This window comes from Microbispora bryophytorum (assembly GCF_006874465.1).
In the GTDB taxonomy this organism is placed as follows: domain Bacteria; phylum Actinomycetota; class Actinomycetes; order Streptosporangiales; family Streptosporangiaceae; genus Microbispora; species Microbispora bryophytorum.
Map to the genome: position 1 here is coordinate 138,594 of NZ_VIRL01000014.1, position 22,888 is coordinate 161,481.

21 protein-coding genes are annotated in these 22,888 nt (G+C 70.2%); 11 read left to right on the forward strand and 10 right to left on the reverse strand.

Annotated elements, in window-relative coordinates; translation table 11 throughout:
* The first annotated feature begins 13 nt into the window (after positions 1–13).
* Both FLX07_RS23855 and FLX07_RS23860 read left to right on the forward strand, forming a co-directional pair.
* Complete coding sequence (locus FLX07_RS23855; protein WP_142573522.1) at positions 14–208, forward strand: hypothetical protein; 195 nt, start codon at positions 14–16, stop codon at positions 206–208.
* A gap of 287 nt (positions 209–495) precedes the next feature.
* Positions 496–1,254 carry a glucose 1-dehydrogenase gene (locus tag FLX07_RS23860; RefSeq protein WP_142573523.1) on the forward strand — a complete coding sequence of 253 codons (759 nt, stop codon included), beginning with the start codon at positions 496–498 and terminating at the stop codon, positions 1,252–1,254.
* Positions 1,255–1,416: 162 nt separating this feature from the next.
* Here the strand turns inward: FLX07_RS23860 and FLX07_RS23865 are convergent, their stop codons facing one another.
* The 8 genes from FLX07_RS23865 to FLX07_RS23900 all read right to left on the reverse strand — a co-directional run bounded on the left by FLX07_RS23865 (position 1,417) and on the right by FLX07_RS23900 (position 8,566).
* Positions 1,417–1,803, reverse strand: coding sequence for an SCO5389 family protein (locus FLX07_RS23865; RefSeq protein ID WP_142573525.1), 387 nt, complete (start codon positions 1,801–1,803; stop codon positions 1,417–1,419).
* A 96-nt stretch (positions 1,804–1,899) separates the two neighbouring features.
* A complete protein-coding gene (locus tag FLX07_RS23870; protein WP_142573527.1) occupies positions 1,900–2,856 on the reverse strand; it encodes an ATP-binding protein in 957 nt (318 codons plus the stop codon).
* An 84-nt stretch (positions 2,857–2,940) separates the two neighbouring features.
* A complete protein-coding gene (locus FLX07_RS23875) occupies positions 2,941–4,464 on the reverse strand; it encodes a serine/threonine-protein kinase (protein ID WP_142573529.1) in 1,524 nt (507 codons plus the stop codon).
* A gap of 73 nt (positions 4,465–4,537) precedes the next feature.
* Positions 4,538–4,930, reverse strand: coding sequence for an RrF2 family transcriptional regulator (locus tag FLX07_RS23880; protein ID WP_142573530.1), 393 nt, complete (start codon positions 4,928–4,930; stop codon positions 4,538–4,540).
* A gap of 41 nt (positions 4,931–4,971) precedes the next feature.
* Entirely contained in the window at positions 4,972–5,934 is a 963-nt protein-coding gene (locus FLX07_RS23885) for a sulfate/molybdate ABC transporter ATP-binding protein (RefSeq protein WP_142573532.1), read from the reverse strand.
* Positions 5,924–6,721, reverse strand: coding sequence for a sulfate ABC transporter permease subunit (locus FLX07_RS23890; protein WP_142573534.1), 798 nt, complete (start codon positions 6,719–6,721; stop codon positions 5,924–5,926). Before FLX07_RS23890 ends, FLX07_RS23885 begins: the two co-directional genes overlap by 11 nt.
* Complete coding sequence (cysT, locus tag FLX07_RS23895; protein WP_208762355.1) at positions 6,714–7,538, reverse strand: sulfate ABC transporter permease subunit CysT; 825 nt, start codon at positions 7,536–7,538, stop codon at positions 6,714–6,716. Before cysT ends, FLX07_RS23890 begins: the two co-directional genes overlap by 8 nt.
* Positions 7,539–7,546: 8 nt before the next feature.
* Positions 7,547–8,566 (reverse strand): sulfate ABC transporter substrate-binding protein, encoded by a 1,020-nt coding sequence (locus FLX07_RS23900; protein ID WP_167748370.1) that lies wholly within the window; start codon positions 8,564–8,566, stop codon positions 7,547–7,549.
* A gap of 225 nt (positions 8,567–8,791) precedes the next feature.
* Here FLX07_RS23900 and FLX07_RS23905 point away from each other — a divergent pair, with 225 nt between their 5' ends.
* A complete protein-coding gene (locus FLX07_RS23905; protein WP_142573538.1) occupies positions 8,792–9,859 on the forward strand; it encodes a hypothetical protein in 1,068 nt (355 codons plus the stop codon).
* Between the two features lie 21 nt (positions 9,860–9,880).
* Here the strand turns inward: FLX07_RS23905 and FLX07_RS23910 are convergent, their stop codons facing one another.
* Complete coding sequence (locus FLX07_RS23910; RefSeq protein WP_229689488.1) at positions 9,881–11,296, reverse strand: LCP family protein; 1,416 nt, start codon at positions 11,294–11,296, stop codon at positions 9,881–9,883.
* A gap of 126 nt (positions 11,297–11,422) precedes the next feature.
* Positions 11,423–12,436 (reverse strand): LacI family DNA-binding transcriptional regulator, encoded by a 1,014-nt coding sequence (locus FLX07_RS23915; protein WP_142573542.1) that lies wholly within the window; start codon positions 12,434–12,436, stop codon positions 11,423–11,425.
* Positions 12,437–12,603: 167 nt separating this feature from the next.
* Between FLX07_RS23915 and FLX07_RS23920 the strand changes: the two genes are divergently transcribed.
* From FLX07_RS23920 to FLX07_RS23955, 8 genes are all read left to right on the forward strand, one after another.
* Complete coding sequence (locus FLX07_RS23920; protein WP_142573544.1) at positions 12,604–14,370, forward strand: ABC transporter substrate-binding protein; 1,767 nt, start codon at positions 12,604–12,606, stop codon at positions 14,368–14,370.
* A 69-nt stretch (positions 14,371–14,439) separates the two neighbouring features.
* The gene (locus FLX07_RS23925) at positions 14,440–15,432 is read left to right on the forward strand and encodes an ABC transporter permease (RefSeq protein WP_142573546.1); all 993 of its coding nucleotides are present in this window, start codon (positions 14,440–14,442) and stop codon (positions 15,430–15,432) included.
* Complete coding sequence (locus tag FLX07_RS23930) at positions 15,429–16,283, forward strand: ABC transporter permease (protein ID WP_142573548.1); 855 nt, start codon at positions 15,429–15,431, stop codon at positions 16,281–16,283. The genes FLX07_RS23925 and FLX07_RS23930 overlap by 4 nt, the downstream gene beginning before the upstream one ends.
* Position 16,284: 1 nt before the next feature.
* Positions 16,285–17,229: an ABC transporter ATP-binding protein gene (locus tag FLX07_RS23935; RefSeq protein WP_142573550.1), complete on the forward strand. Its 945-nt coding sequence runs from the start codon at positions 16,285–16,287 to the stop codon at positions 17,227–17,229.
* Positions 17,230–18,141: an ABC transporter ATP-binding protein gene (locus tag FLX07_RS23940; protein WP_142573552.1), complete on the forward strand. Its 912-nt coding sequence runs from the start codon at positions 17,230–17,232 to the stop codon at positions 18,139–18,141.
* Complete coding sequence (locus FLX07_RS23945) at positions 18,138–20,555, forward strand: glycoside hydrolase family 2 protein (RefSeq protein ID WP_142573554.1); 2,418 nt, start codon at positions 18,138–18,140, stop codon at positions 20,553–20,555. Before FLX07_RS23940 ends, FLX07_RS23945 begins: the two co-directional genes overlap by 4 nt.
* A 35-nt stretch (positions 20,556–20,590) precedes the next feature.
* Positions 20,591–21,709 carry a mannose-6-phosphate isomerase, class I gene (manA, locus tag FLX07_RS23950; protein ID WP_142573557.1) on the forward strand — a complete coding sequence of 373 codons (1,119 nt, stop codon included), beginning with the start codon at positions 20,591–20,593 and terminating at the stop codon, positions 21,707–21,709.
* Between the two features lie 97 nt (positions 21,710–21,806).
* Positions 21,807–22,862, forward strand: a complete 1,056-nt coding sequence (locus FLX07_RS23955) for a polysaccharide deacetylase family protein (RefSeq protein ID WP_142573558.1) — start codon at positions 21,807–21,809, stop codon at positions 22,860–22,862.
* Positions 22,863–22,888: the final 26 nt, after the last annotated feature.

The window sequence follows — 22,888 nt, forward strand, 5'->3', positions numbered from 1 at the left end:
GCTGCCCGCCACCATGTGCCAGATCGACCACGCCGACAACTGGAGCACCGGCGGCCTGACCGACCTGAAACTCCTCGGCCCGGCCTGCCAGTTCCACAACCGCGACCGCTACCAGCACCCCGACCGCTACACCCGCCACAAGACCGGCACCGACCGCTGGGCCTTCACCTACCACCGCCAGGTGGGAGCCCGGCGACTACGGATCTAGGCGAGCATGCGCCGACGCGCCGCAGGGGGCCGTGGGGGGCCGTACAGCCCCGCGCCGGACGACCGGGGTAGCGGCGCTCTGCGGCTGGATGCTCCGCGCTGGATGCTCCGCGGCGGCGCTCTGTGGCTGGGTGCTGCGTGGCGGCTGCTGTGCGGCTGGCTGCTATTGGCCGGCTGCTCTGTGACACGGTCGGGAGGATGACCGCGTGATGACCGTGTGCTGAAAGGGTGATCACCCGATGGATCGGAGTAAGTTGCTGTGATCGAATCGGGGTGAGGAGGCTGTCGATGTCACGGTTCATCGGGAAGTTCGCGGTGGTCACCGGCGCGGCGCGGGGGATCGGCGCGGCGATCGCACGCCGGTTGGCTGCGGAGGGTGCGACGGTGGCTTGCGTGGACCTCACCGCGGACCGGTGCGCTCCGATCGTGGACGAGATCACCGTCACCGGAGGCAGGGCGGTCGCGTTCGGCTGTGACGTCTCCGACGGCGCTCAGGTCGAGGCGCTCGTGCAGGGGGTGATGGACGAGTTCGGGCGGATCGACGTGCTGGTGAACAACGCCGGGCTGACCCGCGACAACCTGCTGTTCCGCATGTCGGAGGACGACTGGGACAAGGTCGTCGACGTGAACCTCAAGAGCGTCTTCCTCATGAGCCGGGCCGTCCAGAAGCACATGGTGGAGCAGCGGTCGGGGACGATCGTCAACCTGTCGAGCCGGTCGGCGCTGGGAAACCGCGGGCAGGCCAACTACGCGGCGGCCAAGGCGGGCATCCAGGGGCTCACCGCGACCATGGCGATCGAGCTGGGCCCGTTCGGCATCCGGGTGAACGCGGTCGCACCGGGGTACGTCGCGACGCCGATGACCGAGGCGACGGCCATACGACTGGGGGCGACGCCGGAGGAGCACCAGGCCGCCGTGGCGCAGGCCGTGCCGTTGCGGCGGGTCGGCCAGCCGATTGAGATCGCGTCGGTGGTGGCGTTCTTCGCTTCCGACGACGCGTCGTACGTCACCGGCCAGACGCTCTACGTCAACGGCGGCCCTCGGTAGGGACGCGGCCGCGAGCGACGCGGAGATCGCGCGCGGGCGCTGGAGAGCCTCGCGGGCCTCGGCGCGCGGAGGCGCTTTCGGCTGTGAGACGGCGAGGGCTGTGAGACGACGAGGGCCGGGGGCGGCGTGAACGGGAGCCGCCCCTGGCCGGTCGGCGTCAGGTCAGCAGTCGACCAGTTCTGGGCTCTGGTTCAGGATCTGTGCGCGGGGAGTGACGAACTCCCGATAGGCCTCGGTGGCCTCCGGGCGGAACACCGCGACACGGTGGCAGTTCTGGAAGGCCAGGCGTACGCCGAAATGCCTTTCGAGGGCGCCGCGCATCGCGTCGCTGGCCAGGCAGCGCAGCAACTGACCGCGAGCGGCCTCGTCGGGCGGCGGCACGTGGTTGTCGGCGAAGTCGGAGCCGGACCGGTCTCGACGCTCGACCAGCGCGGTGATCGTCGCCCAGGCGTACGGCAGCGAGTCGCGGACGCACGCGACGAAGGCCGCGTCGTCCACCTCACCGGCGCGGGCCTGGTCGAGCAGGTCGTTGGACACGGACAGCGACATGAGCTGTTCTCCTCTCGGCGTCTGCTCACTGAGCGGGGACGCAGTAGACGGTAGATCGAACGCCGCGGGCCTCCATCTGGCGCGGAGGCGACACGTTCATGAGGAGGCGACGGCGGGGCCGTACACGAAGCCGGGGTCGATCTGCGCGACCAGGTCCTCTCCCGTCGCCCGGTTGGCCCACGCATGGGCGTTCCTGATGTGGAACTCGGCCGCCTGCCTGCCGAACTTCGTCCAGTCCTTGGGCTGCGCGTCGAGCCGGTCGAGCATGGTGGCCAGGGCCAGATGGCCGGCGGGCTCCAGATTGTCGAGCGTGAACGGCCGGCCCTGCTCCATCCCGCGGATGGCGGGCGAGTGGCCGAACCAGGTCAGCAGGTCGTCGCCGACGTGCTCACGGAGGAAGTCGACGTCCTCCGGCGCGTGGATCTTGTTGCCCACGACGGCGATCTCGACGTCGAACCCGGCGGCGTGGTCGCGGTACTGCCGGTAGACGCTCACCCCCTGACGGGTCGGCTCGGCGACCAGGATGGTGAGGTCGAAGCGGGTGAACAACCCGGAGGCGAAGGAGTCCGCCCCCGCGGTCATGTCCACCACGACGTATTCACCGGGGCCGTCGACCAGGTGGTTGAGATAGAGCTCCACCGCGCCCAGCTTGGAGTGGTAGCAGGCGACGCCGAGGTCGTTCTCCTCGAACGGGCCGGTGACCATGAGCGAGACGCCCTCGACGGAGCGCGACGGGAAGAACGGGTCGTTCAGCCGGACCAGCCGCGAGCCACGTCCGGGCGGGGTCGTCTTGACCATGGACGCCGTGTCGCGGATCAGGGGGTTGTCGCCGCGCAGGTAGTCCTTGATCTCGGTCAGCATCCCGCCCAGCGGCGGAGGGTCCCCGGCCGTGCCCCCAGCCAGGCCCCCATCCAGGCCCAGGGCCAGGCCGAGGTGCTGGTTGATGTCGGCGTCGATGGCGACGACCGGCCCCCTCCTCGTCGCGTATCTCGCGAACAGCGACGACAGCGTGGTCTTGCCGCTGCCCCCCTTGCCGACGAACGCCAGGCGCATTCCGACCCCCGATCAGGAATGAAAACCGTTGTCACTTTCACTTGCGCGCCATCATGGCACACGGGTGGAGAGCACGGGGGGATTTCAGGCCGGGGAAGGCGTCGCACCGAGCGACGGCGGCTGGAAGAGCGAGAGCACCCTGACGAGCGTGGGCCGCAGGGTGTCCCAGTCGGCGGCGGGGGCGGTCCAGGTGAGCACGCTCGTCGTGGTGCCCGTGGAGATCACCCGGCGGTACTGGTGATACTCCACGCCCTTGGCCAGGTGGTCCCGCGCCGACGCCCTGCGCGGGGTCCAGGTGAACTCCCAGTCGGCGGAAGGGCCGTGCTCGCCGGTCACGGCCCTGAGCCGCAGTTTGCGATAGGTCCTGGCGTCCGGGCGGAGAATCTCCTCCGCCTCGCCGAGCGCCGCCAGGGGATCGGTGCCGCGCTGCCCGGTCACCTCGACCGTGAACGCCGCCCCGCCGTCCAGCGAGCGCCACGAGGTCGAGTACGGCAGGTCCTCGCGGGTCCAGCCGCGGGGCACGCCGGCCCGCCAGCCGGCGTCGGACGTGTGCCACTTCAGCTTCAACCGCCGCGCGGGCTGCCCGGACGCCGACCCCGACGGGGTGGCCGAGGAGGAGGCCAAGGGGGAGGCTGGAGCTGACGCCGTGAGAGAGGCGACCGCCCCCGCGCCGGCGCGGTTCTCCCCGCCGGGGCGCAGCCCCGCCCAACCGCCCACAGCCCAACCGCCCACAGCGCACGCGACGAGGACGGCCGCCGCGATCCCGGTGACGAGACGAGCACGGCTGAGGCCGCGGCGTACGGGCGGAGGCGGGGAGGGCGGCTCGATCTCCGCGAGCAGGCGGTCGGCGGTCTCCGCGTCGATCCGCCGCCTGGGCTCCCGGGCCAGCAGCCCGGTGAGCACCGCGCGCAGCTCCCCGGGCACCTCTTCCAGCGGCCCCTGGCCCGGGGGAGGGGTGCCGGTGACGGCCAGATGGAGGGTGGCGCCCAGCGACCACAGATCGGCGGCGGCCGTGCGCGGACCGCCGGCGGCTCGTTCGGGGGCGAGGTAGGTCTCGGTGCCGCGGCCGGCGGGAGGGCCGCCCGGCACAGGATCGCGGGTGAACGCGGGATCGGTGGCCGGCACCGTCATGCCGAAGTCGGCGAGTAGCACCCGGCCGTCGTGCGCGAGCAGCACGTTGGCGGGCCGGACGTCGCCGTGCCGTACGCCGGCGGCGTGGGCGTGCGTGAGCGCGGACAGCACGGTGCGGGTGATCCGCGCGGCCTCGGCCGGGGGCAGCGGCCCGTCGCCGGAGACCACCCCGTCGAGCGAGCGCGAGGGGACCAGTTCCGTCACGACGAACGGGGTGTCGCCCTCCTCGCCGACGTCGTAGACGGCGGCGATGTGGGGGTGGTGCAGCCGCTCGGCCTGGCGGGCCTCGCGGGAGATCCGCTGGACGAGCCGCAGTCGCGCGGTCTCGCTCAGGTTCGGGGGCAGCAGGACCTCGCGGATCGCGACGGGCCGGTCGAGCAGCGTGTCGTGACCCTCCCACACCAGCCCGGTGCGGCCCTGCCCGAGGGCGCGGAGCAGCCGGTATCGCCTGACGATGAGCTGCCCAGCAGTACCCATCCCGCCTGCCTCTACGCCCCGGCACGTTCCACCTGAACCCACCTGAACGTGGAGTCTTCCACAACTATCGGGATCAGAGGGGCGGAAGGGAACCGGCCGCGATGTGGGCGAGCGTGACCTCGGCGAGCGTCGCCTGCTCGTGGTCGCGCAGCGCCGTCCAGACGTCGCCGAGGGGCTCCGCGACCCCGTGGAACCCCTCGCTGTCCTGCGGCGCCCCTTCCATGATGAGGACGACGTCGGCGAGCGTGATCTGCTCGGCCGGCCGCGCGAGCCAGTATCCGCCGTCAGGCCCGCGCTGGCTGTGGATCAGACCGGCCCGCCGCATCTGCAGCAGGATGTTGTCGAGGAAACGCCGCGGAATGCGCTGGGCGGCCGCGATCCGCTCGGCCGGGACCGGCCCCGGCGCGGCCGCGGCCAGTTCGGCGGCGGCGCGCAGGGCGTACTGGGTCCGTACGGAGAGCCGCATGTCTCACACTGCGTCTGTCACAGCGTCTGTCACTGTGTCTGTCACAGCGCCAGGGCCAGGGATCGGGCGCCGGGCGCGGGTCTGAGGTGCACGGTGTCGCCCGGCCCGAGACCGAGCCGGTCGGCCTGCTCCCGCGTCACCTGCACCCACGCCTCGTGCCCGCCGGTCTCCACCTCCACGCGCACCTCGAAGCCGAGCCGTACGACGCGGGACACCACGGCGGGGGAGCCGCCGTCGACGGGGTCCGGGCTGATCTCGATGTCGTGCGGGCGGACCAGGCTGCCGCCGATCTCGGTGACCGGGCCCAGGAAACGCATCACGAACGGGTTGGCCGGGTTGTCGTACACCTCGCCGGGGCTGCCGGCCTGCACGACCTCGCCCCCGGCCAGCACCACGATCGTGTCGGCGACCTCGATGGCCTCCTCCTGGTCGTGGGTGACGAACACGGTGGTGACGTGGACCTCGTCGTGCAGCCGGCGCAGCCACGTGCGCAGCTCCTTGCGCACCTGCGCGTCGAGGGCGCCGAACGGTTCGTCCAGCAGCAGCACCTGGGGCTCCACCGCGAGGGCCCGGGCCAGCGCCATGCGCTGGCGCTGCCCGCCCGACAGCTGGGACGGGTAGCGGTCGGCCAGTTTCTCCAGGTGGACCAGCTCCAGCAGTTCCATGACGCGTCTGCGGATCTCGTCCTTGGGCCGCTTGCGGATCTCCAGCCCGAAGGCCACGTTGCGGAAGACCGTGAGGTGCTTGAAGGCGGCGTAGTGCTGGAACACGAAGCCGACGCCCCGCCGCTGCGGGGACAGCCGGGTGGCGTCGACGCCGGAGATCCGCACCGTGCCGGTGTCGGGCCGCTCCAGGCCGGCGATCACCCGCAGCAGTGTCGACTTCCCCCCGCCGCTCGGGCCGAGCAGGGCGGTGAGCGACCCCGCGGTGACGTCCAGCGACACGTCGTGCAGGACGGGGGTCGTCCCGAACGACTTGTTCACGTCGCGTACCTCAATTGCCATCGATGCGATCCTTCGGGCGCAGGAGCTTGGTGAGCAGCAGGGTGACCACGGCGATCAGGGCGAGGGCCGTGGCGGCGGCGAACGCGGCCGGCTGGTCGAAGTTCTGGAACCGCTCCTCCACGAACAGCGTCAGCGTCTGGGTCTGGTCCACGAGGCGGCCCGAGACCACCGCGACCGCGCCGTACTCGCCGAGCGAACGGGCCAGGCAGAGCACGATGCCGTAGCCGAGGGCCCAGCGGATGCCGGGGAGCGTGATGCGGACGAACGTCTGGAGGTGGCTCGCGCCCAGCGTGTGCGCGGCCTGCTCCTGCTCGTCGCCGAGCTCCTCCAACACCGGTACGACGGCTCGCACGACGAGAGGCAGCGCCACGAACACCGTGGCGATCACCATGCCGGGAGTGGAGAAGATCACCTGAACTCCCCAGCTCTCCAGCAGGCCGCCGGCCGGGGAGAACCGGCCGTACACGAGGATGAGCGCGAGCCCGACGACGACCGGCGAGACGGCCATCGGCAGGTCGATGAACGCCCCCAGTAGGCGCTTGCCCGGGAACCGGCCCCGGACGAGCAGGAGCGCGGCGCCGACCCCGAAGACCGTGTTGGCCAGGACCGCCCAGCCGGCGACGACGATCGTGACCTTGAAGGCGTGCAGGGCCGACGGGGAGGTCAGCGCCTCGACGAACGGCCCGAGACCGTCGCCGAAGGTCCGCCAGGTGATCAGCGCGACGGGCAGCACCAGCAGGAACAGGACGTAGACGACGGTGACCCCGCGCAGGACGTGCTTAGCCACGGCGGCTCCCCCAACGCTGCAGGACGTCGAGCGTGATCAGCGCGACCAGGGCCACCACGAGCAGGACCGTCGAGATCGCGGCCGCGCCGGTGGTGTCGTCGCCCTCGATCTGGCTGAAGATGTTCACCGCCGCGACCTGCGTCTTGAACGGCAGGTTGCCCGAGATGAGCACGGTCGAGCCGAACTCGGCGATCGCCCGGGTGAAGGCGAGAGCGGTGCCGGACAGCATCGCGGGGATCAGGTTCGGCAGGATGACCCGGCGGAAGGTCTGGAACGGGCCCGCGCCGAGGGACGCCGCGGCCTGCTCCATCTCCGTGTCGAGCTCCAGCAGGACCGGCTGCACCGTACGGACGACGAACGGCAGCGTGACGAACAGCAGGGCCAGCACGACTCCGGCCCTGCTGTAGGCCAGATTGATCCCGAGCGGGGACTGCGGGCCGTACAACGCGAGCAGGACGAGACCGGCGACGATGGTCGGCAGCGCGAACGGCAGGTCGATGATCGTGTCGAGCACCGCCCGGCCGGGGAAGCGGTCGCGGACCAGCACCCAGGCGATGACCGTGCCCATGACCAGGTTGACCAGGGCGACGAGCGCCGAGGCGCCGATGGTCAGGGTGAGCGCCGCCCAGGCGTCGGGGGTGGTGACCGAACGCCAGAAATACCCGGGCCCCTCACCGGCCGAGCGCCAGACGACGGCGGCCAGTGGGATCAGCACGATCAGGCTCAGGTACAGCACCGCGGTGCCGAGGCCGGCGGCGGTGCCGCCGGTCAGGCGCCGGACCGGGCGTGCGGTGATCGCGGTCGCTTCCCGCGTCACTTCGAGCGTCATTTTTCGGTCGCCACGCCGAGCTTGCGTTCGATCTCCGCGACCTTGCCGGTCGTGGAGTCGAAGAAGTCGGCCGTGAGCTTGTCCCAGCCGCCGAGGTCCTGGATCGTGAACAGCTGCGGCGGGGTGGGCCAGTCGAAGCCGGTCACGCCGTCGACGACCGGGCGGTAGCCGTTCTTGGCGAAGATCGTCTGAGCCTCGTTCGAGTAGAGGTACGTGAGGAAGGCCGCGGCCTCCTTGGGGTGGGCGCTGTTCTTCGTCACGGCCACCGGGTTCTCGATCTGGAGCGTCGAGTCCGGGACCGTGTAGTCGATCTCCTGGTTGTTCTGCTGAGCGAAGATCGCCTCGTTCTCGTACGTGATGATCGCGTCGCCCTTGCCGCCCGTGAAGGTCTGCAGCGACTTGCGTCCGCTGTCGTCCTGGACCGGCACGTTCTTGAGCAGCGCGTCCAGGTAGGCGAGCCCGGCGGCCTGGTCGGCGCCCTTGTTCGACTTGGCGCCGTAGCCCGCGAGCAGGTTCCAGCGGGCGCCGCCGGAGGTGAAGGGGTTCGGTGTGATGACCTCGACTCCGGGCTTGACGAGGTCGTCCCAGGTCTTGATGCCCTTCGGGTTGCCCTTGCGGGTGCCGATGACGACGACGGACTTGGTGAGGATCCCCTTGCTGGGACCGGAGTTCCAGTCCGGCGCGACGATGCCGGCCTTCACGAGACGGGTGATGTCGGTCTCCAGGGAGAACTCGACGATGTCCGCCTTGAGCCCGTTCGCCACGGCGCGGCTCTGGTCGCCGGACGCGCCGTACGACTGGGTGAAGGTGATGTTCTTGCCTTCGGGCGTCTTCTGGAACGCCTTGATGACGTCCTCGAACGCCGCCTGGGGGGTGGAGTAGGCGACCAGCGCCAACTGGACCTTGTCGCCGCCGCCGTTGCCCCCGCCGGCGTTGTCGTCTCCCCCGCAGGCGGTGACCAGGGTGGTCGTCGCCATGACGGCGGCTGCGATGGCCCCGAGCCTGCGTACTGTCATGCCCGTCCTCTATTCCGGAGATTCCTACCAAGTCAGTCGGTTTAGTCGATATTAAAGACCGTTCCAGGAATCCCGTCAAGCCCGATGGGTTGGCTGGGTTTGTGACGGACGTGACAAACCTGCTTCCAGTGATTGTTGTGAAATTTCCAGACAGGGCGTGTCGACCAGTGCTAGGAACGTTCGCTATTGGGACACGACCCAAAAGCTCACTGAGGAAGGACCTTCATGCGCGACCCGGTCACCGAGGACGCCTACGAGCAGGACGGCTCATACATCCGGCCGTACATCACGGGCGAAGGCCAATACGGCGGGGAGGGAGACCGGTTCTGGTCCGAGGAGCAGGACGAACACGCTCTCGACGGCAGGCCGGACGACGGCGGCGACGTGTTGTCGGAGGACTGGCGGCCGGACCAGCCCGCGCAGACTCCCGCCGACCACGCCGACTACGACGACTACGCCGCCGGGCGCACCGCCCGGCTCCACGCGGAGCATCCGGTGGACGACGAGTACCCGGTGGACGACGACTACCCCGTGGGCGACGACTACCCGGTGGGCGACGAGCACCTGGTGCGCGAGGAGCGCCTGACGGGCGACGGCGACACCGATCCGCGCGGCTTCCTCGGCTCGGGCTGGCGCAACGCCCCCGACCCCGACGATGACGACGACGAGCGTTCGGGGCGCGGCGGGATGCTGCTGCGGACCGGGCTGATCGCCGTCGGCGCCCTGGGCGTGATCTGGGCGCTGGCGCTGTGGGTCGGGCAGCCCTCCGGAACGGAGTGCGAGGACGGGGCGAGCTGCGCGGCCAAGGCGGGGACGGCCGCGACGGCACCGGTCTCGCCCGCACCCGGCGACGACGCCGCGGCGGGGGAGCCGACCGACGAGCCCACGGACGTCACCGACGACGCGGCGCCCACCGACGCCCCCACCGGCCTCCCCACCGACGCCCCCACGGCCGAACCCGTACGGACCCGGCCCGGCACGTCCGGGACCTCGGCGCCGGCCGCGTCGTCGGCGCCCACTCACTCGTCCCGGTCCCACGCGCAGGACTCCGGCTCCCGGGCCGACTCCACCCCGCGCCCGGTGCGCTCCCGCGTGTCGGTCGACACGCAGCGGTCGTCCGCCGACGAGCGGTCGGACGGGCAGACCTCGGGGACGGACACCGGGAGGTCCGAGGAGCAGGCGGCCACGGCCCCCACGTCCGAGCCGGTCACCGAGCAGCCGACCACCGCGCCCGCTCCCGCCCAGGACTCGTCGAACCGCGGCGGCGGTCTGTTCGGCTGGCTCTTCGGCTAGAACTCTTCCCGGACTCTTCTCCTAGGAGGCCGTGCAGCTGTCCTGGGTGGCGTCGAAGCCCTCCACGTCCTCGAGCGTCCTGGGGGGCTTCATCCCGTTCCAGTCGGCTCCGATCCCCAGCACGAGGGTCTGCGTGGTGGCCGTGCGCACCAGGCGGGACCGTGACTTCTTGAGTTCGCGGAACAGCCGGGACGCCCGGCTCTCGCCGTTGCCCGAGTAGGCCACGACGGTCTTGGCGTACGGCGTGGGCGCCTGCTCGACCTTGACGATGTGGTAGCCGCGCTGCTCCAGCTCGGCGGCCACCTGGGTGCCGAGCCCCTGCTGCCCGCTGCCGTTGCGCACCAGGACGTGGATCTGCGACTTCGGGATCTTCTGCTCGCCGCTCTTGACGTTCTTGGCGATCTGGTCGGCGGCGATCATCCTGAACAACCGCTGGGCCTGCGGTTGCACCCACTCGACCCGGCCGGGGTTGGTGATCGAGTACCGCCAGGGGGTGGTGACGAAGCGGATCTGCCCCGCGGTCAGGCCCTCCGCGCTCGTCGCGAGGTCCTTCATCACGCCGATCGTGAGGTCGGGATCGGTGGTGATCGACTTGGTCGCCGCGTCGAGGAACCCGAACAGCGTCGCGGGGTTGGTCAGCGTCTCGCCGCTCATGGCCTTCTTGGCCATCGACGCGAGGAACATCTGCTGGCGCTGGATCCGGCCGATGTCGGAGCCGTCGCCGAGCGAGTAGCGGGCACGGACGTATCCGAGTGCCTGCTCGCCCTTGAGCGTCTGCCTGCCCGCGGGCAGTTCGAGCAGCGCCTTCTTGTCGTGGACGGCCTGCGGCAGGCAGACCTGCACACCGCCCAGCGCGTTCACCATCGCCTTGAAGCCGGTGAAGTCGACCTTCACGAAGTGGTCGATGTGGATGTCGGTGAGGCCCTCGATCGTTCTCCAGGTGCAGGCGATGCCGCCGGAGTTGAACGACTCGTTGATCATTCCGACGTGCGGCCGCTGGCCCGGCAGGTTGCCCTTCGCCGGGCAGGCGGGGAGGCGGACGAGTGAGTCGCGCGGGAAGCTGATGAGCACCGCGCCGTCCCGGTTCGGGGAGATGTGCGCCACGATGATCGTGTCGGTGCGCTCGCCGGGGAACTTGCCGTATCTGGCGTTGGCGCCGTTGCGCTGGTCCGAGCCCACGATCAGCACGTTGAGCGCCTTGCTGATCTTCTGTGGGCGGGCCTCGCCCCCGAGATCCTTCTGGGTCACCGCCTCGTGCTTGACGTTGCCGCTCAGCGTGACGTAGCCGCCGACGGCGAACGTGGCGGCGCCGGTGAGCGCGCCCAGCGCTCCCGACACCGTGACCCACAGCCATGCCCGCCATTTGGGCGGTGTCCGGGGCGGCGGCGCCGGGAGGTCCTCCACCGGGGGGGCGGGACGGACGTCGACGTGACCCACTGTCGTGCTCCTGAGGGTCGGACCAGGCATTTCTCACCAGGTCGAGAGCCAGTAGCGGCAAACGGGGCCAAGTGTAGCGATCTCCCCTGAACGTCACCTTTCAAACGTAGTAACCACCGCGCAAGATCAAGCGGGCGGCGCCGTGCTGCCGCGGGTGGTCAGGCGCGGGGCCTGGTCCTCCAGCGGCCTGGTCTCCGCGCCGTCGATCAGCGCGAGCAGCCGCTGCGCCGCGTGCGCGCCGTACGCCGGGATGTCGCGGGTGAGCACGGTCAACGGCGGGCGGACGACCTGGCAGAGCGGGGAGTCGTCCCAGGCGACGATGGACAGGTCGGCCGGCACGTCGAGCCGCATCTCCTGGGCGACCGACAGGCCGGCCACGGCCATGATGTCGTTGTCGAAGACGATCGCCGTGGGCCGCTCGGATGAGCTGAGCAGCCGCCGCGTGGCCCGCGCGCCCTCCTCGCCCGTGTAGTCGGTGTGCACGATCGGGCAGGTGTCCAGCCCGAGGCCCGCGCAGACGTCGCCGAACGCCCGGTCGCGGATCGCCGTGTGCGACAGCCGGGGCAGTCCGGCGACGCGGGCGATCCGCCGGTGCCCGAGCGCGACGAGATACTCCACCGTCTCGCGTACGGCCGCGCTGTCGTCGGCCCAGACCGGCACGAGCGATCCGGCGGCCGAGGGATGCCCGAGGACGACGACGGGCATGCCCATCTCCTCCACCTGCGGCACGCGGGGATCGTCGAGGTGGAGGTCGACGAGGATGGCGCCGTCCACCCGGCCCTCCCCCCACCAGCGGCGGTAGACGCCCATTTCGGCCTCGTGGCCGCCGACCACCTGGAGCAGCAGCGCGTAGGAGCGGGCGGAGAGCTCCGCCTCGATGCCGCTGATCAGCTCCATGAAGAACGGCTCGACGCCGAGGAACCGGGCGGGCCGGCACAGGGCGAGGCCCACGGCGTGTGCGCGTGCGCCGTTGAGCGCCCTGGCCGCGATGTTGGGACGCCAGCCGATCTCGTTCGCGATGGCCAGGATGCGGGCCCTGGTGGCCTCGGACACCCCCGGCTGGCCGTTCAGGGCGTACGAGACCGCGCCCTTGGAGACTCCCGCCTGGCGTGCGATGTCCGCGATAGTCGGTCTTCTCACGTGTCCCCTCGAACTGAACCGGTCCAGTGACGCTCACCCTACTACCGTTACTTTGCCTCCATCTTGTTCCTATTGACACCGGCGACATCCGGATTTTACGGTCTCGGTACTTATCCGGTTCAGCACCAGCGAGCCGAACGTCATCGGGGCCTGGAAGGAGAGTCACCATGCGAAACCGATCGCGGTTTCTCATACCGGTGCTGGCGGCCGGCCTGCTGAGCGCGGCCTGCTCGGGAGGGAGCGGATCGTCCACGCCGACCGGCCCCGGAGGTGCGGCGGGAGGCGGCGCAGCCCCGGCGGATGGCGGCAGCGGGGCGCTGCCCCGCAACCAGACTCTCTACACCAGCGGCACCCAGTGGGGCCCGCCCGCGAACTGGAACCCGCTGCGCGAGTGGGACTTCGCCACCGGGACCAAGGGCCTGGTCTACGAGACGCTGTTCATGTACGACCCGAACACCGACAAGTTCACGCCCTGGCTGGCCGAGAGCGGCGACTGGACCGGCGAACTGGAGTACACGCTCAAGCTGCGCAAGGGCATCACCTGGTCGGACGGCAAGCCGTTCACGGCCGACGACGTGATCTTCACCTTCGAGCTCGGCAAGATGGAGACCGTCCCCTACCACCCGCTCTGGGACTGGATGAAGAGCGCCGAGAAGGTCGACGACTACACCGTCACGTTCACCTTCACCACGGCCAACCACCAGGAGTGGGCCAACCACCTCTACAGCCGGGCCATCGTCCCCAAGCACCTGTGGGAGGGGCGGTCCGAGGACGAGGTGATGAACGGCGTCAACGACAAGCCCGTCGGCACCGGTCCGTACGCCTACCAGTCCCACGACCAGGACCGCATGGTCTGGGTCAAGCGCGACGGCTGGTGGGCGACGAAGGCGTTGAACAAGGACGTCAAGCCCAAGTACGTCGTCGACATCGTCAACTCCAGCAACGAGGTCGCGATGGGCCTGCTGCTGCAGAAGGGCCTCGACGTCAGCAACAACTTCCTGCCGGGCATCGCCAATCTGGTCAAGGGCAGTTTCGGCATCAAGACCTACTACGACCAGCCGCCGTACATGCTGCCGGCGAACACCACCTGGATGTGGTTCAACACGGTGAAGAAGCCGATGGACGACAGGGAGTTCCGCAAGGCGGTCGCCTACGCCATCGACACCAAGAAGATCGTCGAGGGCGTCTACGGCAATCTGGTCAAGGCGTCCGACCCGTCCGGGCTGCTGCCGCAGTGGGACAAGTACGTCGACAAGAACGTCACCTCCAGGCTCGGCTTCTCCTACAACCCCGACAAGGCCAAGCAGCTGCTCGCCGACGCCGGCTACAAGGACCGCAACGGCGACGGGCTGGTGGAGTCGCCGAGCGGCGGCAGGATCTCGCTGAAGCTGATCGTGCCCGCCGGGTGGACCGACTGGATGGAGGCGGCCCGGGTCATCAGCTCCAGCGCCAAGGCCGCCGGCATCGACATCGAGGCCGACTTCCCCGACTACAACGCGCTCGTCGATGTGCGCAACCAGGGTAAGTACGACATCGTCCTCAACAACGACAAGCAGCTCGCGAACACCCCCTGGCTGTACTACGACTACCTGTTCCGCCTGCCGGTGCAGAAGCTGCAGACCACGACGAACTTCGGCCGGTACGAGAACAAGCGGGCGTGGGAGCTCACGCAGCAGCTCGACCGGGTCAAGCCCGAGGACGTCGCGGGCATGAAGAAGATCACCTCTGAGCTGCAGAAGATCCAGCTTGAGGACATGCCGGTCGTCCCGCTCTGGTACAACGGCCTGTGGTCCCAGACCACCGACTCGGCCTGGAAGAACTGGCCCAGCAGTGCGCCGAACACGCCGAAATACCCGCCGACGGTGTGGCGCAACTGGCTGGAGATGGGCGGCACGCTCATGCTCACCGAACTCCAGCCGGTCTCCGGAAGCTGATCTCCTCGCGCCCCCCTTCCATCCTGAGCACGGGAGGGGGGCGCCGTTCCGCGACCGGGAGGTCGAACCTTGCGCCGCTATTTCGGCAGAAAACTTCTCATCTACGGCCTGACGTTCTTCGTGGCCGTGACCATCAACTGGATGATTCCGCGGTTCATGCCGGGCGACCCCGTGCAGAGCATGCTCTCGCGGGCGAACGTCGCGCAGCCGGCGGCCGTCGAAGCCATGCGGGCGCACTACACCGCGATGTTCGGCTTCGACCTGCCGCTGTGGCAGCAGTACCTCAACTTCTGGGGCTCGCTGCTGAAGGGCGACCTCGGCATCAGCATCTGGCTGTTCCCGACGCCGGTGTCCGACGTGATCATCCGGGCGGTTCCGTACACGCTGGGCCTGCTGATCCCGTCCATCCTGCTGAGCTGGTTCGCGGGCAACCGGTTCGGCGCCTTCGCCGCGCGGCGCAAGTGGCTCGACAACACCGTGCTCCCCGTCGGCTACGTGCTGACGGCCACGCCGTACATGTGGCTGGCGATCCTGCTGGCCTGGGCGCTCGGCATCGTCGCGGGCGTGTTCCCGGTCGCCGGGGCCTACGGCTTCGACCTGCGGCCGTCCCTGTCGTGGGAGTTCCTCGGCAGTCTCGCCCAGCACTGGTTCCTCCCGTTCGCCTCGCTGTTCCTGGTCGCGTTCGGCGGCTGGGCCATCGGCATGCGCAACATGATCATCTATGAGCTGGAGGCGGACTACGTCGACTACCTGCGGGCGCTCGGCGCGCCCGCGCGGCTGGTGCGGCGCTACGCCTTCAGGAACGCGATCCTGCCGCAGGTGACCGGCCTGGCCCTGCAACTCGGCGTGCTCGTGGCCGGCGCGCTGGTCACCGAAATCGTCTTCAGTTATCCCGGGCTGGGGCACCTGATCCTCCAGGCCATCCAGAACCAGGACTTCTTCCTGCTGCAGGGCACCTTCCTGTTCATCGTCATCGGCGTGCTGATCGCCAACTTCGTCATCGACATCGCGTACGTCCTGGTGGACCCGCGCACCCGGACCGGGATGGGAGGAGCGGCGTGAGAAGCGGTGAGAGAAACGAGGCGCTGCACTTCGCGCTGCGCAACCGCAAACTGGTCGCCGGGACGATCATCGTCGCCGTGCTGCTCGTGGCCGGTCTGGCCGGGCCGATGCTGTTCGACCACGCGCCGAACGACTACGTCGGACCCTCCATGGCGCCGCCGTCGGGGGAGTTCTGGTTCGGCACGACGACGTTCGGCCAGGACGTCTTCGCCCAGTTCGTGTACGGCCTGCGCTCGACGTTCCTCGTGGGCGTGCTCGGCGGCGTGCTGGCGGCGGTCGTCGGCATGGTCGTGGGGTTCGTCGCGGGCTACCGCGGCGGGTGGGCCGACGAACTGCTCACCATGCTCACCAACATCGTGCTCGTGCTGCCCGCGCTGGTGGTGCTGCTGATCGTCAACGCCTACCTGGGCGTGCGCAGCATCGGCGTGCAGGCGCTGTTCATCGGGCTGACCTCGTGGCCGTGGGCGGCGCGGGCGATCAGGGCGCAGACGTTCTCGCTGCGCTCGCGCGACTTCGTCGACCTCGCCCGGCTGAGCGGCGTGCGCACCCCGAGGATCATCCTCCGGGAGATCGCGCCGAACATGAGCTCGTACCTGTTCCTGACGTTCATCCTGCTGTTCGGCAGCTCGATCCTGATCGCCGCCTCGCTCGACTTCATCGGCCTCGGACCCACTGAAGGGGTCTCGCTCGGCCTGATGCTCAACAACGCCGCGCGCTGGAGCGCGCTCCAGCTCGGCCTGTGGTGGTGGTTCATCCCTCCGGGCGCCGGCATCACGGCGATCGTCGGCGCGCTCTACGTCATGAACGTCGGGCTGGACGAGGTGTTCAACCCGAAGCTGAGGGAGATGTGACGTGGCGCTGAATGTCACCGACCTCCGGGTCTACTACCGGACGCTGCGCGGCGAGGTGAAGGCGCTCGACGGCGTCACGTTCTCCGTCGCGGACGGCGAGATCATGGGCCTGGCCGGGGAGTCCGGCTCGGGCAAGTCCACGCTCGCCAAGAGCCTGATCCGGCTGGACGGCCGCATGCGGCACGCCGGCGGCACGGTGGAGCTGGACGGCAGGGAGATGCCCCTGTCGGACGACAGGGGGATGGACCGGTTCCGCTTCCGTGAGGTCTCGCTCATCCCGCAGTATTCGATGAGCGCGCTCAATCCGACCAGGAAGATCGGAAAGATGGTCGGGGAGCTGCTGGAGTCGCGCGGCGAGCGGCCGGACAGGGCCGAGCTGGAGCGGCGGCTCGAACTGGTCGGCCTGTCGGGGGACGTGCTCGACCGCTATCCGATCGAGCTGTCCGGCGGCATGAAGCAGCGGGTGGTCATGGTCGTCTCCACGCTGCTGAACCCCTCGTTGCTGATCGCGGACGAGGTCACCTCCGCGCTCGACGTGTCCAGCCAGAAGGCCGTGGCCACGACGCTGCTCGGGTTCCGCGACCGCGGCCTGGTCACGAGCATGATGGTGGTCACCCACGACATCGCGCTCGTCTACCAGATCGCCGACACGATCATGGTGATGTACGCCGGGCGGCTGGCCGAGAAGGCCCCGGCCGACGTGCTCGTCACCGCCCCGCGGCATCCGTACACCGCGCAGCTCATCTCCGCGCTGCCCGAGGTGGGGGTGCGCCACGAGGACCGCCGGCTGACGGGCATCCCCGGCAGTCCGCCGTCCCTGCTCAAGCCGCCGGAGGGATGCCGGTTCCGCGACCGCTGCCCGCTCGCGTTCGACCGGTGCGCCGAGCAGCCGCCGTTCGCGGAGGTGGCCCCCGGCCACTTCGTCGCCTGCTGGAAGGCCGAATAGATGCTCAAGCTGGACGGTGTGTCCAAGACCTACCGCGTCGGCGCGTTCGGCGGGGGCGAGCTGAAGGCCGTCTCCGACGTCGGCTTCGAGGTCGGCGAGGGCGAGGTGGTCTCGCTCATCGGCGAGAGCGGCAGCGGCAAGAGCACGCTCGGCCGGATGATCCTGCGCCTCGCCTCGGTCAGCTCCGGCACGATCACCCTCGACGGCAGGGACATCTCCTCGATCAGGGACCGCAAGGAGTACTACCGCCAGGTGCAGGGCGTCTTCCAGGACCCCTTCAGCTGCTACAACCCCGTCTTCCGGGCCGACCGCGTCTTCACCATGATCAAGGAGCAGTACTTCCCCCGGGCCGGCGCGGACGAGTGGCGCACGCGTGTGGAGACCGCGCTGGAGAGCGTGCGGCTCGACCCCGGCAACGTGCTCGGCAAGTATCCCCACCAGCTCAGCGGCGGCCAGCTCCAGCGCATGCTGATCGCCAGGGCGGTGCTCCTCGACATCCGGCTGCTGGTCGCCGACGAGATCATCAGCATGCTCGACGCGTCGACCCGCATCGACGTGCTCAACCTGCTCGCCGACCTGCGGGCGCGCGGGCTCGGCATCCTGTTCGTCACGCACGACCTGTCGCTCGGCAACTACGTCAGCGACCGGACTGTCGTGCTCCGGCACGGGAAGGTCGTGGAGATGGGCCGCACAGACCTCGTCTTCGGCGCTCCGGCGCATCCGTACACGCGCTCGCTGCTGGCCTCGGTCCCGCGGCTGCACGCCAAGTGGACGGACGCGGCGCCTGAGGACATGGTCGAGGACGCGCCGTGCGCGTACCACGAGGCGCCGCAGGAGAGCCGGACCCGTCCGGGGCTGGCCGAGATCGACAGTGATCACTATGTGGCGTGCGCCGGTAAGGAGAAAGCGTGAGCTCGTACCGTCCCCTGCACGACGGGTGGACCGTCACCGCCGTGTCGTCGACCGGGCAGCTCCGGCCGGTGGTCGCGGGCCTGCCCGCGGCCGTTCCCGGGTGCGTCCACACCGACCTCCTCGCCGCGGGGCTGATCGAGGACCCGTACCTGGACGACAACGAGGACCGGCTGACCTGGATCGGGCGTACGGCGTGGTCGTACGAGACCACCTTCACGTGGGAGCTCGCGTGGGAGTCGGCGGGGGACGGCGCCGGCGACGACCGGGCGGACCTCGTCTGCGAGGGACTCGACACGGCCGCCACGCTCGTGCTCAACGGCGTCGAGATCGGCACGACGGCCAACATGCACCGGTCGTACCGGTTCTCCGTGCGGCACCTGCTGCGCGCCGGCGAGAACACGCTCAAGATCCTGTTCGACCCGCCGTACGGGTACGCGGAGGCGCAGAGGGCGGCCCTCGGCGACCGCCCCGGCGCCTACACCGAGCCGTACCAGTTCATCAGGAAGATGGCCTGCAACTTCGGCTGGGACTGGGGACCGACGGTGGTCACCGCCGGGATCTGGCGGCCCATCGGCATCGAGACCTGGAGCGCCGCCCGGATCGCCGAGGTGCGGCCTTTCGCCTCGGCGGACGGCACCGTCGAGGTGCACGTGGCGGTCGAGCGCGCCACCGAGCGGCCGCTCACGCTCACCGCCTCGGTAGGTGGGATCACCGAGACCGTGACCGTCGGCGCCGGGCAGCGCCGCGCGGTCGTCACGCTGACCGTGCCGGACCCGGAGCTGTGGTGGCCGCGCGGGTACGGCGAGCAGCCGCTGTACGACCTCGTGGTCCGGCTGGAGGACCAGGAGTGGACGGGCAGGATCGGATTCCGGTCGGTCGAACTCGACCGCACCGACGACGCGTTCACCTTCGTGATCAACGGGAGGCCGGTCTTCGTCAAGGGCTTCAACTGGATCCCCGACGACTGCTTCCCCTCGCGCGTCACCCGCGAGCGTCTCGCCGAGCGGTTCGGCCAGGCGGCCGCCGCGGGCGCCAACTGCCTGCGGGTGTGGGGCGGCGGGATGTACGAGAGCGAGGACTTCTACGACCTCGCCGACGAGATGGGCCTGCTCGTCTGGCAGGACTTCCCGTTCGCCTGCGCCGCCTATCCCGAGGAGGGCCGCTTCACGGCGGAGGTGGAGGCCGAGGCCCGCGAGCACGTCGCCCGCCTGGCCCGCCACGCGAGCCTCGTGCTGTGGTGCGGCAACAACGAGAACATCGAGGGCCACGCCGACTGGGGCTGGCAGGACACGCTGGAGGGCCGCAGCTGGGGCGGCGGCTTCTACTACGACCTGCTGCCGCGCGTCGTCGCCGAACTCGACCCGACCCGGCCGTACTGGCCGGGCAGCCCCTACTCCGGATCCCCCGGCCTGCCGCCGAACGACCCGTCCAAGGGCACGGTCCACATCTGGACGGTCTGGAACCACCAGGACTACACCCACTACGCGACCTACACGCCGAGGTTCGTGGCCGAGTTCGGCTTCCAGGGGCCGCCGACGTACGCGACGCTGCGCGCCGCGGTCTCCGACGACCCGCTGACTCCGGTCTCCCCGGGGGTGACCCACCACCAGAAGGCCGTCGACGGCAACCTCAAGCTGCTGCGCGGCCTCGGCGCGCACCTGCCGCAGCCGGACGGGTTCGACGACTGGCACTACTACACCCAGCTCAACCAGGCCAGGGCGATGGCGTTCGGCATCGAGCGGTTCCGGGCGCTCGCGCCCCACTGCATGGGCACGATCGTGTGGCAGCTCAACGACTGCTGGCCGGTCACCTCCTGGGCGGCCGTGGACGGCGGCGGGCGGCGCAAGCCGCTGTGGCACGCGCTGCGCCGGGCGTACGCCGACCGGTTGCTGACCTTCCAGGGCGACCAGGGCGGCACGCTGGCGGTCGTCAACGACACCGACGAGCCGTGGTCGGGCGAGCTCGCCGTCGACCGGCTCACCCTGGCGGGGGAGATCCTGGCCAAGGAGCGCCTCGACGTGTCGGTCCCGGCGCGCGGCACGATGTCGGTGAAGCTGCCCGAGGGGGTCGCGCGCGCCGGCAATTCGGCGGGCGAGGTGCTGGTGGCCGCCCTCGACGACGTACGCGCGCTGCGGTTCCCGGGCGAGGACCCGGCCATGGACTACCCGCCGGCAGAGATGGACACGGTGGTCGAGGAAATCGAGGGCGGGCTGCGGGTGCGGGTGACCGCGCGGACGATCGTGCGCGAGCTGGCGCTCTTCCCCGACCGGCTCGACCCCCGCGCGACCGTGGACGACCAGCTCGTGACGCTGCTGCCGGGGGAGACCGCGGTCTTCCACGTGACGGGCGGTGAGGTGGACCCGGGCGCGCTGGTCCGTCACCCCGTGCTTCGATGCGTCAACGAATCCCGTTAGTCTCGGAACTCCCCCTTGACGCCCTAAGGACGCACGTGGACCTGCTCATCAACCCCATAAAGGACTACCCCTGGGGCTCCCGGACGGCCATCGCCGAGCTGACCGGGCGGTCCGCCTCGGGGCCGGAGGCCGAGTTGTGGATGGGCGCCCACCCGGCGGCGTCGTCCCGGCTGGTCAGGGACGGGGTCGAGACCGCGCTCGCCGACGCGGTGGCGGCCGACCCGGTGGGAACCCTCGGGGAGGCGGTCGCCGGGCGGTTCGGGGAGCGGCTGCCGTACCTGATGAAGCTGATCGCGGTGGACGCGCCGCTGTCGCTGCAGGTCCACCCCGACGCCGGGCAGGCCGCCGACGGTCACGCCCGGGGGGACGCGAACTACACCGACCCCTGGCACAAGCCGGAGCTGGTCTGCGCGCTCACGCCGTTCACCGGGCTGGCCGGGTTCCGGCCGCCCGAGCAGTCGGCGATGCTGGTCGAGCGGCTGCACGTCGACGCGCTGCGGCCGGTGGTCGCGGCGCTGCGGGGCGGCGACGTGCTCGGCGCGCTGCGGGTGCTGCTGGAGTGGCCACGATCCGGGGGCACGTCGCGGCGCGAGCTGGTCGAGGCGGTGGTGTGGGCGGCCTCCGCCGTCCACACGCCCGACTACGCGCTGGTGGTGCGGCTGGCCCGGCGTTATCCGGAGGACCCGGCCGTGCTGGCGCCGCTGCTGATGCGTCGCCACACGCTGGCCCCCGGCGAGGCGCTGTTCCTCGGGGCCGGGGTGCTGCACTGCTACCTCGACGGCTTCGCCGTGGAGATCATGGCCTGCTCCGACAACGTGCTGCGGGCGGGCCTGACCGGCAAGCACATCGACGTGGAGGAGCTGCTGCGGATCACCGACGCCGAGAAGCAGCCCGTGGCGGTGGAGCCGGTGGGCGGTGCGTACGTGCCGCCGGTCCCGGAGTTCCTGCTCCGCAGGATCGTGCCCGGCGCGGCCGAGACGCTCCCGGGGGGCCTGCCGAGGATCGTGCTGTGCACCGAAGGCGTGGTGAACGTGGGCACGGCCGGCTCGGAGGTCAAGCTGCGGCCCGGCGAGTCGGCGTTCGCCGCCGCGTCGGAGGGCTCGGTCGAGCTCGGCGGGGACGGCGTCGCCTTCTGCGCCGAACCTCACCTGTGACTCACTTAGCGTGATGTTTGTCCTACGCCGCGTGATGTGAACACGTTCCGCGGGTAGGAGCCCCTCGTTGTCAAGCGCAACCCGACGAGGGGGATCCATGGGGCGCTTCAGGGTTGCCGGTATCGCTGCGGCGTCGTTGGGGGCGGTCGCGCTCTCCGCCTGCGCCGCAGGCGGGAGCAAGCACGTCACACACGCGAGCCCGGCCGGTCACCAGCAGAGCAACGCGGCGGCCGGTGCGGCGCAGCGCAAGTCCGAGACCGCCGCCGCCGCTCAGGTGAAGGCCAACGAGCTGGGGCAGGTCCCGGTGATCATGTATCACCGGATCGTCAAGAACCCGCCACCGGGCGACGACCGCAGCCCGAAGGACTTCCGCGACGAGCTGGAACGGCTCGCGGCGGAGGACTACGTGCCGGTCACCGCGGCCGAGTACACCACCGGCAAGATCGACATTCCGGCGGGTAAGCACCCGGTGGTGCTGACCTTCGACGACTCCTCGCCCTCCCAGCTCACACTCGACGGCATGGGCAATCCGGCGCCGGACTGCGCGGTCGGCATCCTCATGGACGTCGCGAAGAAGCATCCGGGCTTCCGGCCGGTGGCGACCATGTATGTGATCAAGGACCTGTTCGGCAAGGCCCGGCAGGAGGAGCAGATCCAGGTCCTGCAGTGGCTCAAGGACCACAACTTCGACATCGGCAACCACACCCGCGACCATCTCAACCTGCTCGGCAAGCCGAAGGCCGAGGTGGAGAAGCAGGTCGCGGCCGGGCAGACGCTGATCACCGCACTGATCAAGACGCCGCCGGTCACGCTCGCCCTGCCGTACGGCAACCAGCCGCACGAGAAGAAGTGGGCGCTGCAGGGGGCGGACGGCGGCACCCGCTACGACTACAAGGGTGTGTTCCTCGCGGGCTACACCCCGTCGCCGTCGCCGTTCACCAAGGACTTCGATCCGGTCGGCATCCCGCGGATCAGGTCGAAGGAGAAGGTCGGCGACTGCAAGAAGTTCTGCTCGATGGCGTGGCTCGACTGGCTCAAGGCGAACCCCACCGACCGCTACACCTCGGACGGCAACCCCAACACGGTCGCCTTCCCGAAGTTCAAGGCGGCCTTCGTCGCGCCGTCGTTCACGTCCCGTGCGCTGCCGTACTGACGGGGACGGATGACCGTGCGGGGGCG

Coding starts and splice junctions, on each gene's coding strand:
- FLX07_RS23855 (WP_142573522.1), top strand. CDS start 14: ATGTGCCAGATCGACCACGCCGACAACTGGAGCACCGGCGGCCTGACC.
- FLX07_RS23860 (WP_142573523.1), top strand. CDS start 496: ATGTCACGGTTCATCGGGAAGTTCGCGGTGGTCACCGGCGCGGCGCGG.
- FLX07_RS23865 (WP_142573525.1), bottom strand. CDS start 1,803: ATGTCGCTGTCCGTGTCCAACGACCTGCTCGACCAGGCCCGCGCCGGT.
- FLX07_RS23870 (WP_142573527.1), bottom strand. CDS start 2,856: ATGCGCCTGGCGTTCGTCGGCAAGGGGGGCAGCGGCAAGACCACGCTG.
- FLX07_RS23875 (WP_142573529.1), bottom strand. CDS start 4,464: ATGGGTACTGCTGGGCAGCTCATCGTCAGGCGATACCGGCTGCTCCGC.
- FLX07_RS23880 (WP_142573530.1), bottom strand. CDS start 4,930: ATGCGGCTCTCCGTACGGACCCAGTACGCCCTGCGCGCCGCCGCCGAA.
- FLX07_RS23885 (WP_142573532.1), bottom strand. CDS start 5,934: ATGGCAATTGAGGTACGCGACGTGAACAAGTCGTTCGGGACGACCCCC.
- FLX07_RS23900 (WP_167748370.1), bottom strand. CDS start 8,566: ATGACAGTACGCAGGCTCGGGGCCATCGCAGCCGCCGTCATGGCGACG.
- FLX07_RS23905 (WP_142573538.1), top strand. CDS start 8,792: ATGCGCGACCCGGTCACCGAGGACGCCTACGAGCAGGACGGCTCATAC.
- FLX07_RS23920 (WP_142573544.1), top strand. CDS start 12,604: ATGCGAAACCGATCGCGGTTTCTCATACCGGTGCTGGCGGCCGGCCTG.
- FLX07_RS23940 (WP_142573552.1), top strand. CDS start 17,230: ATGCTCAAGCTGGACGGTGTGTCCAAGACCTACCGCGTCGGCGCGTTC.
- FLX07_RS23955 (WP_142573558.1), top strand. CDS start 21,807: ATGGGGCGCTTCAGGGTTGCCGGTATCGCTGCGGCGTCGTTGGGGGCG.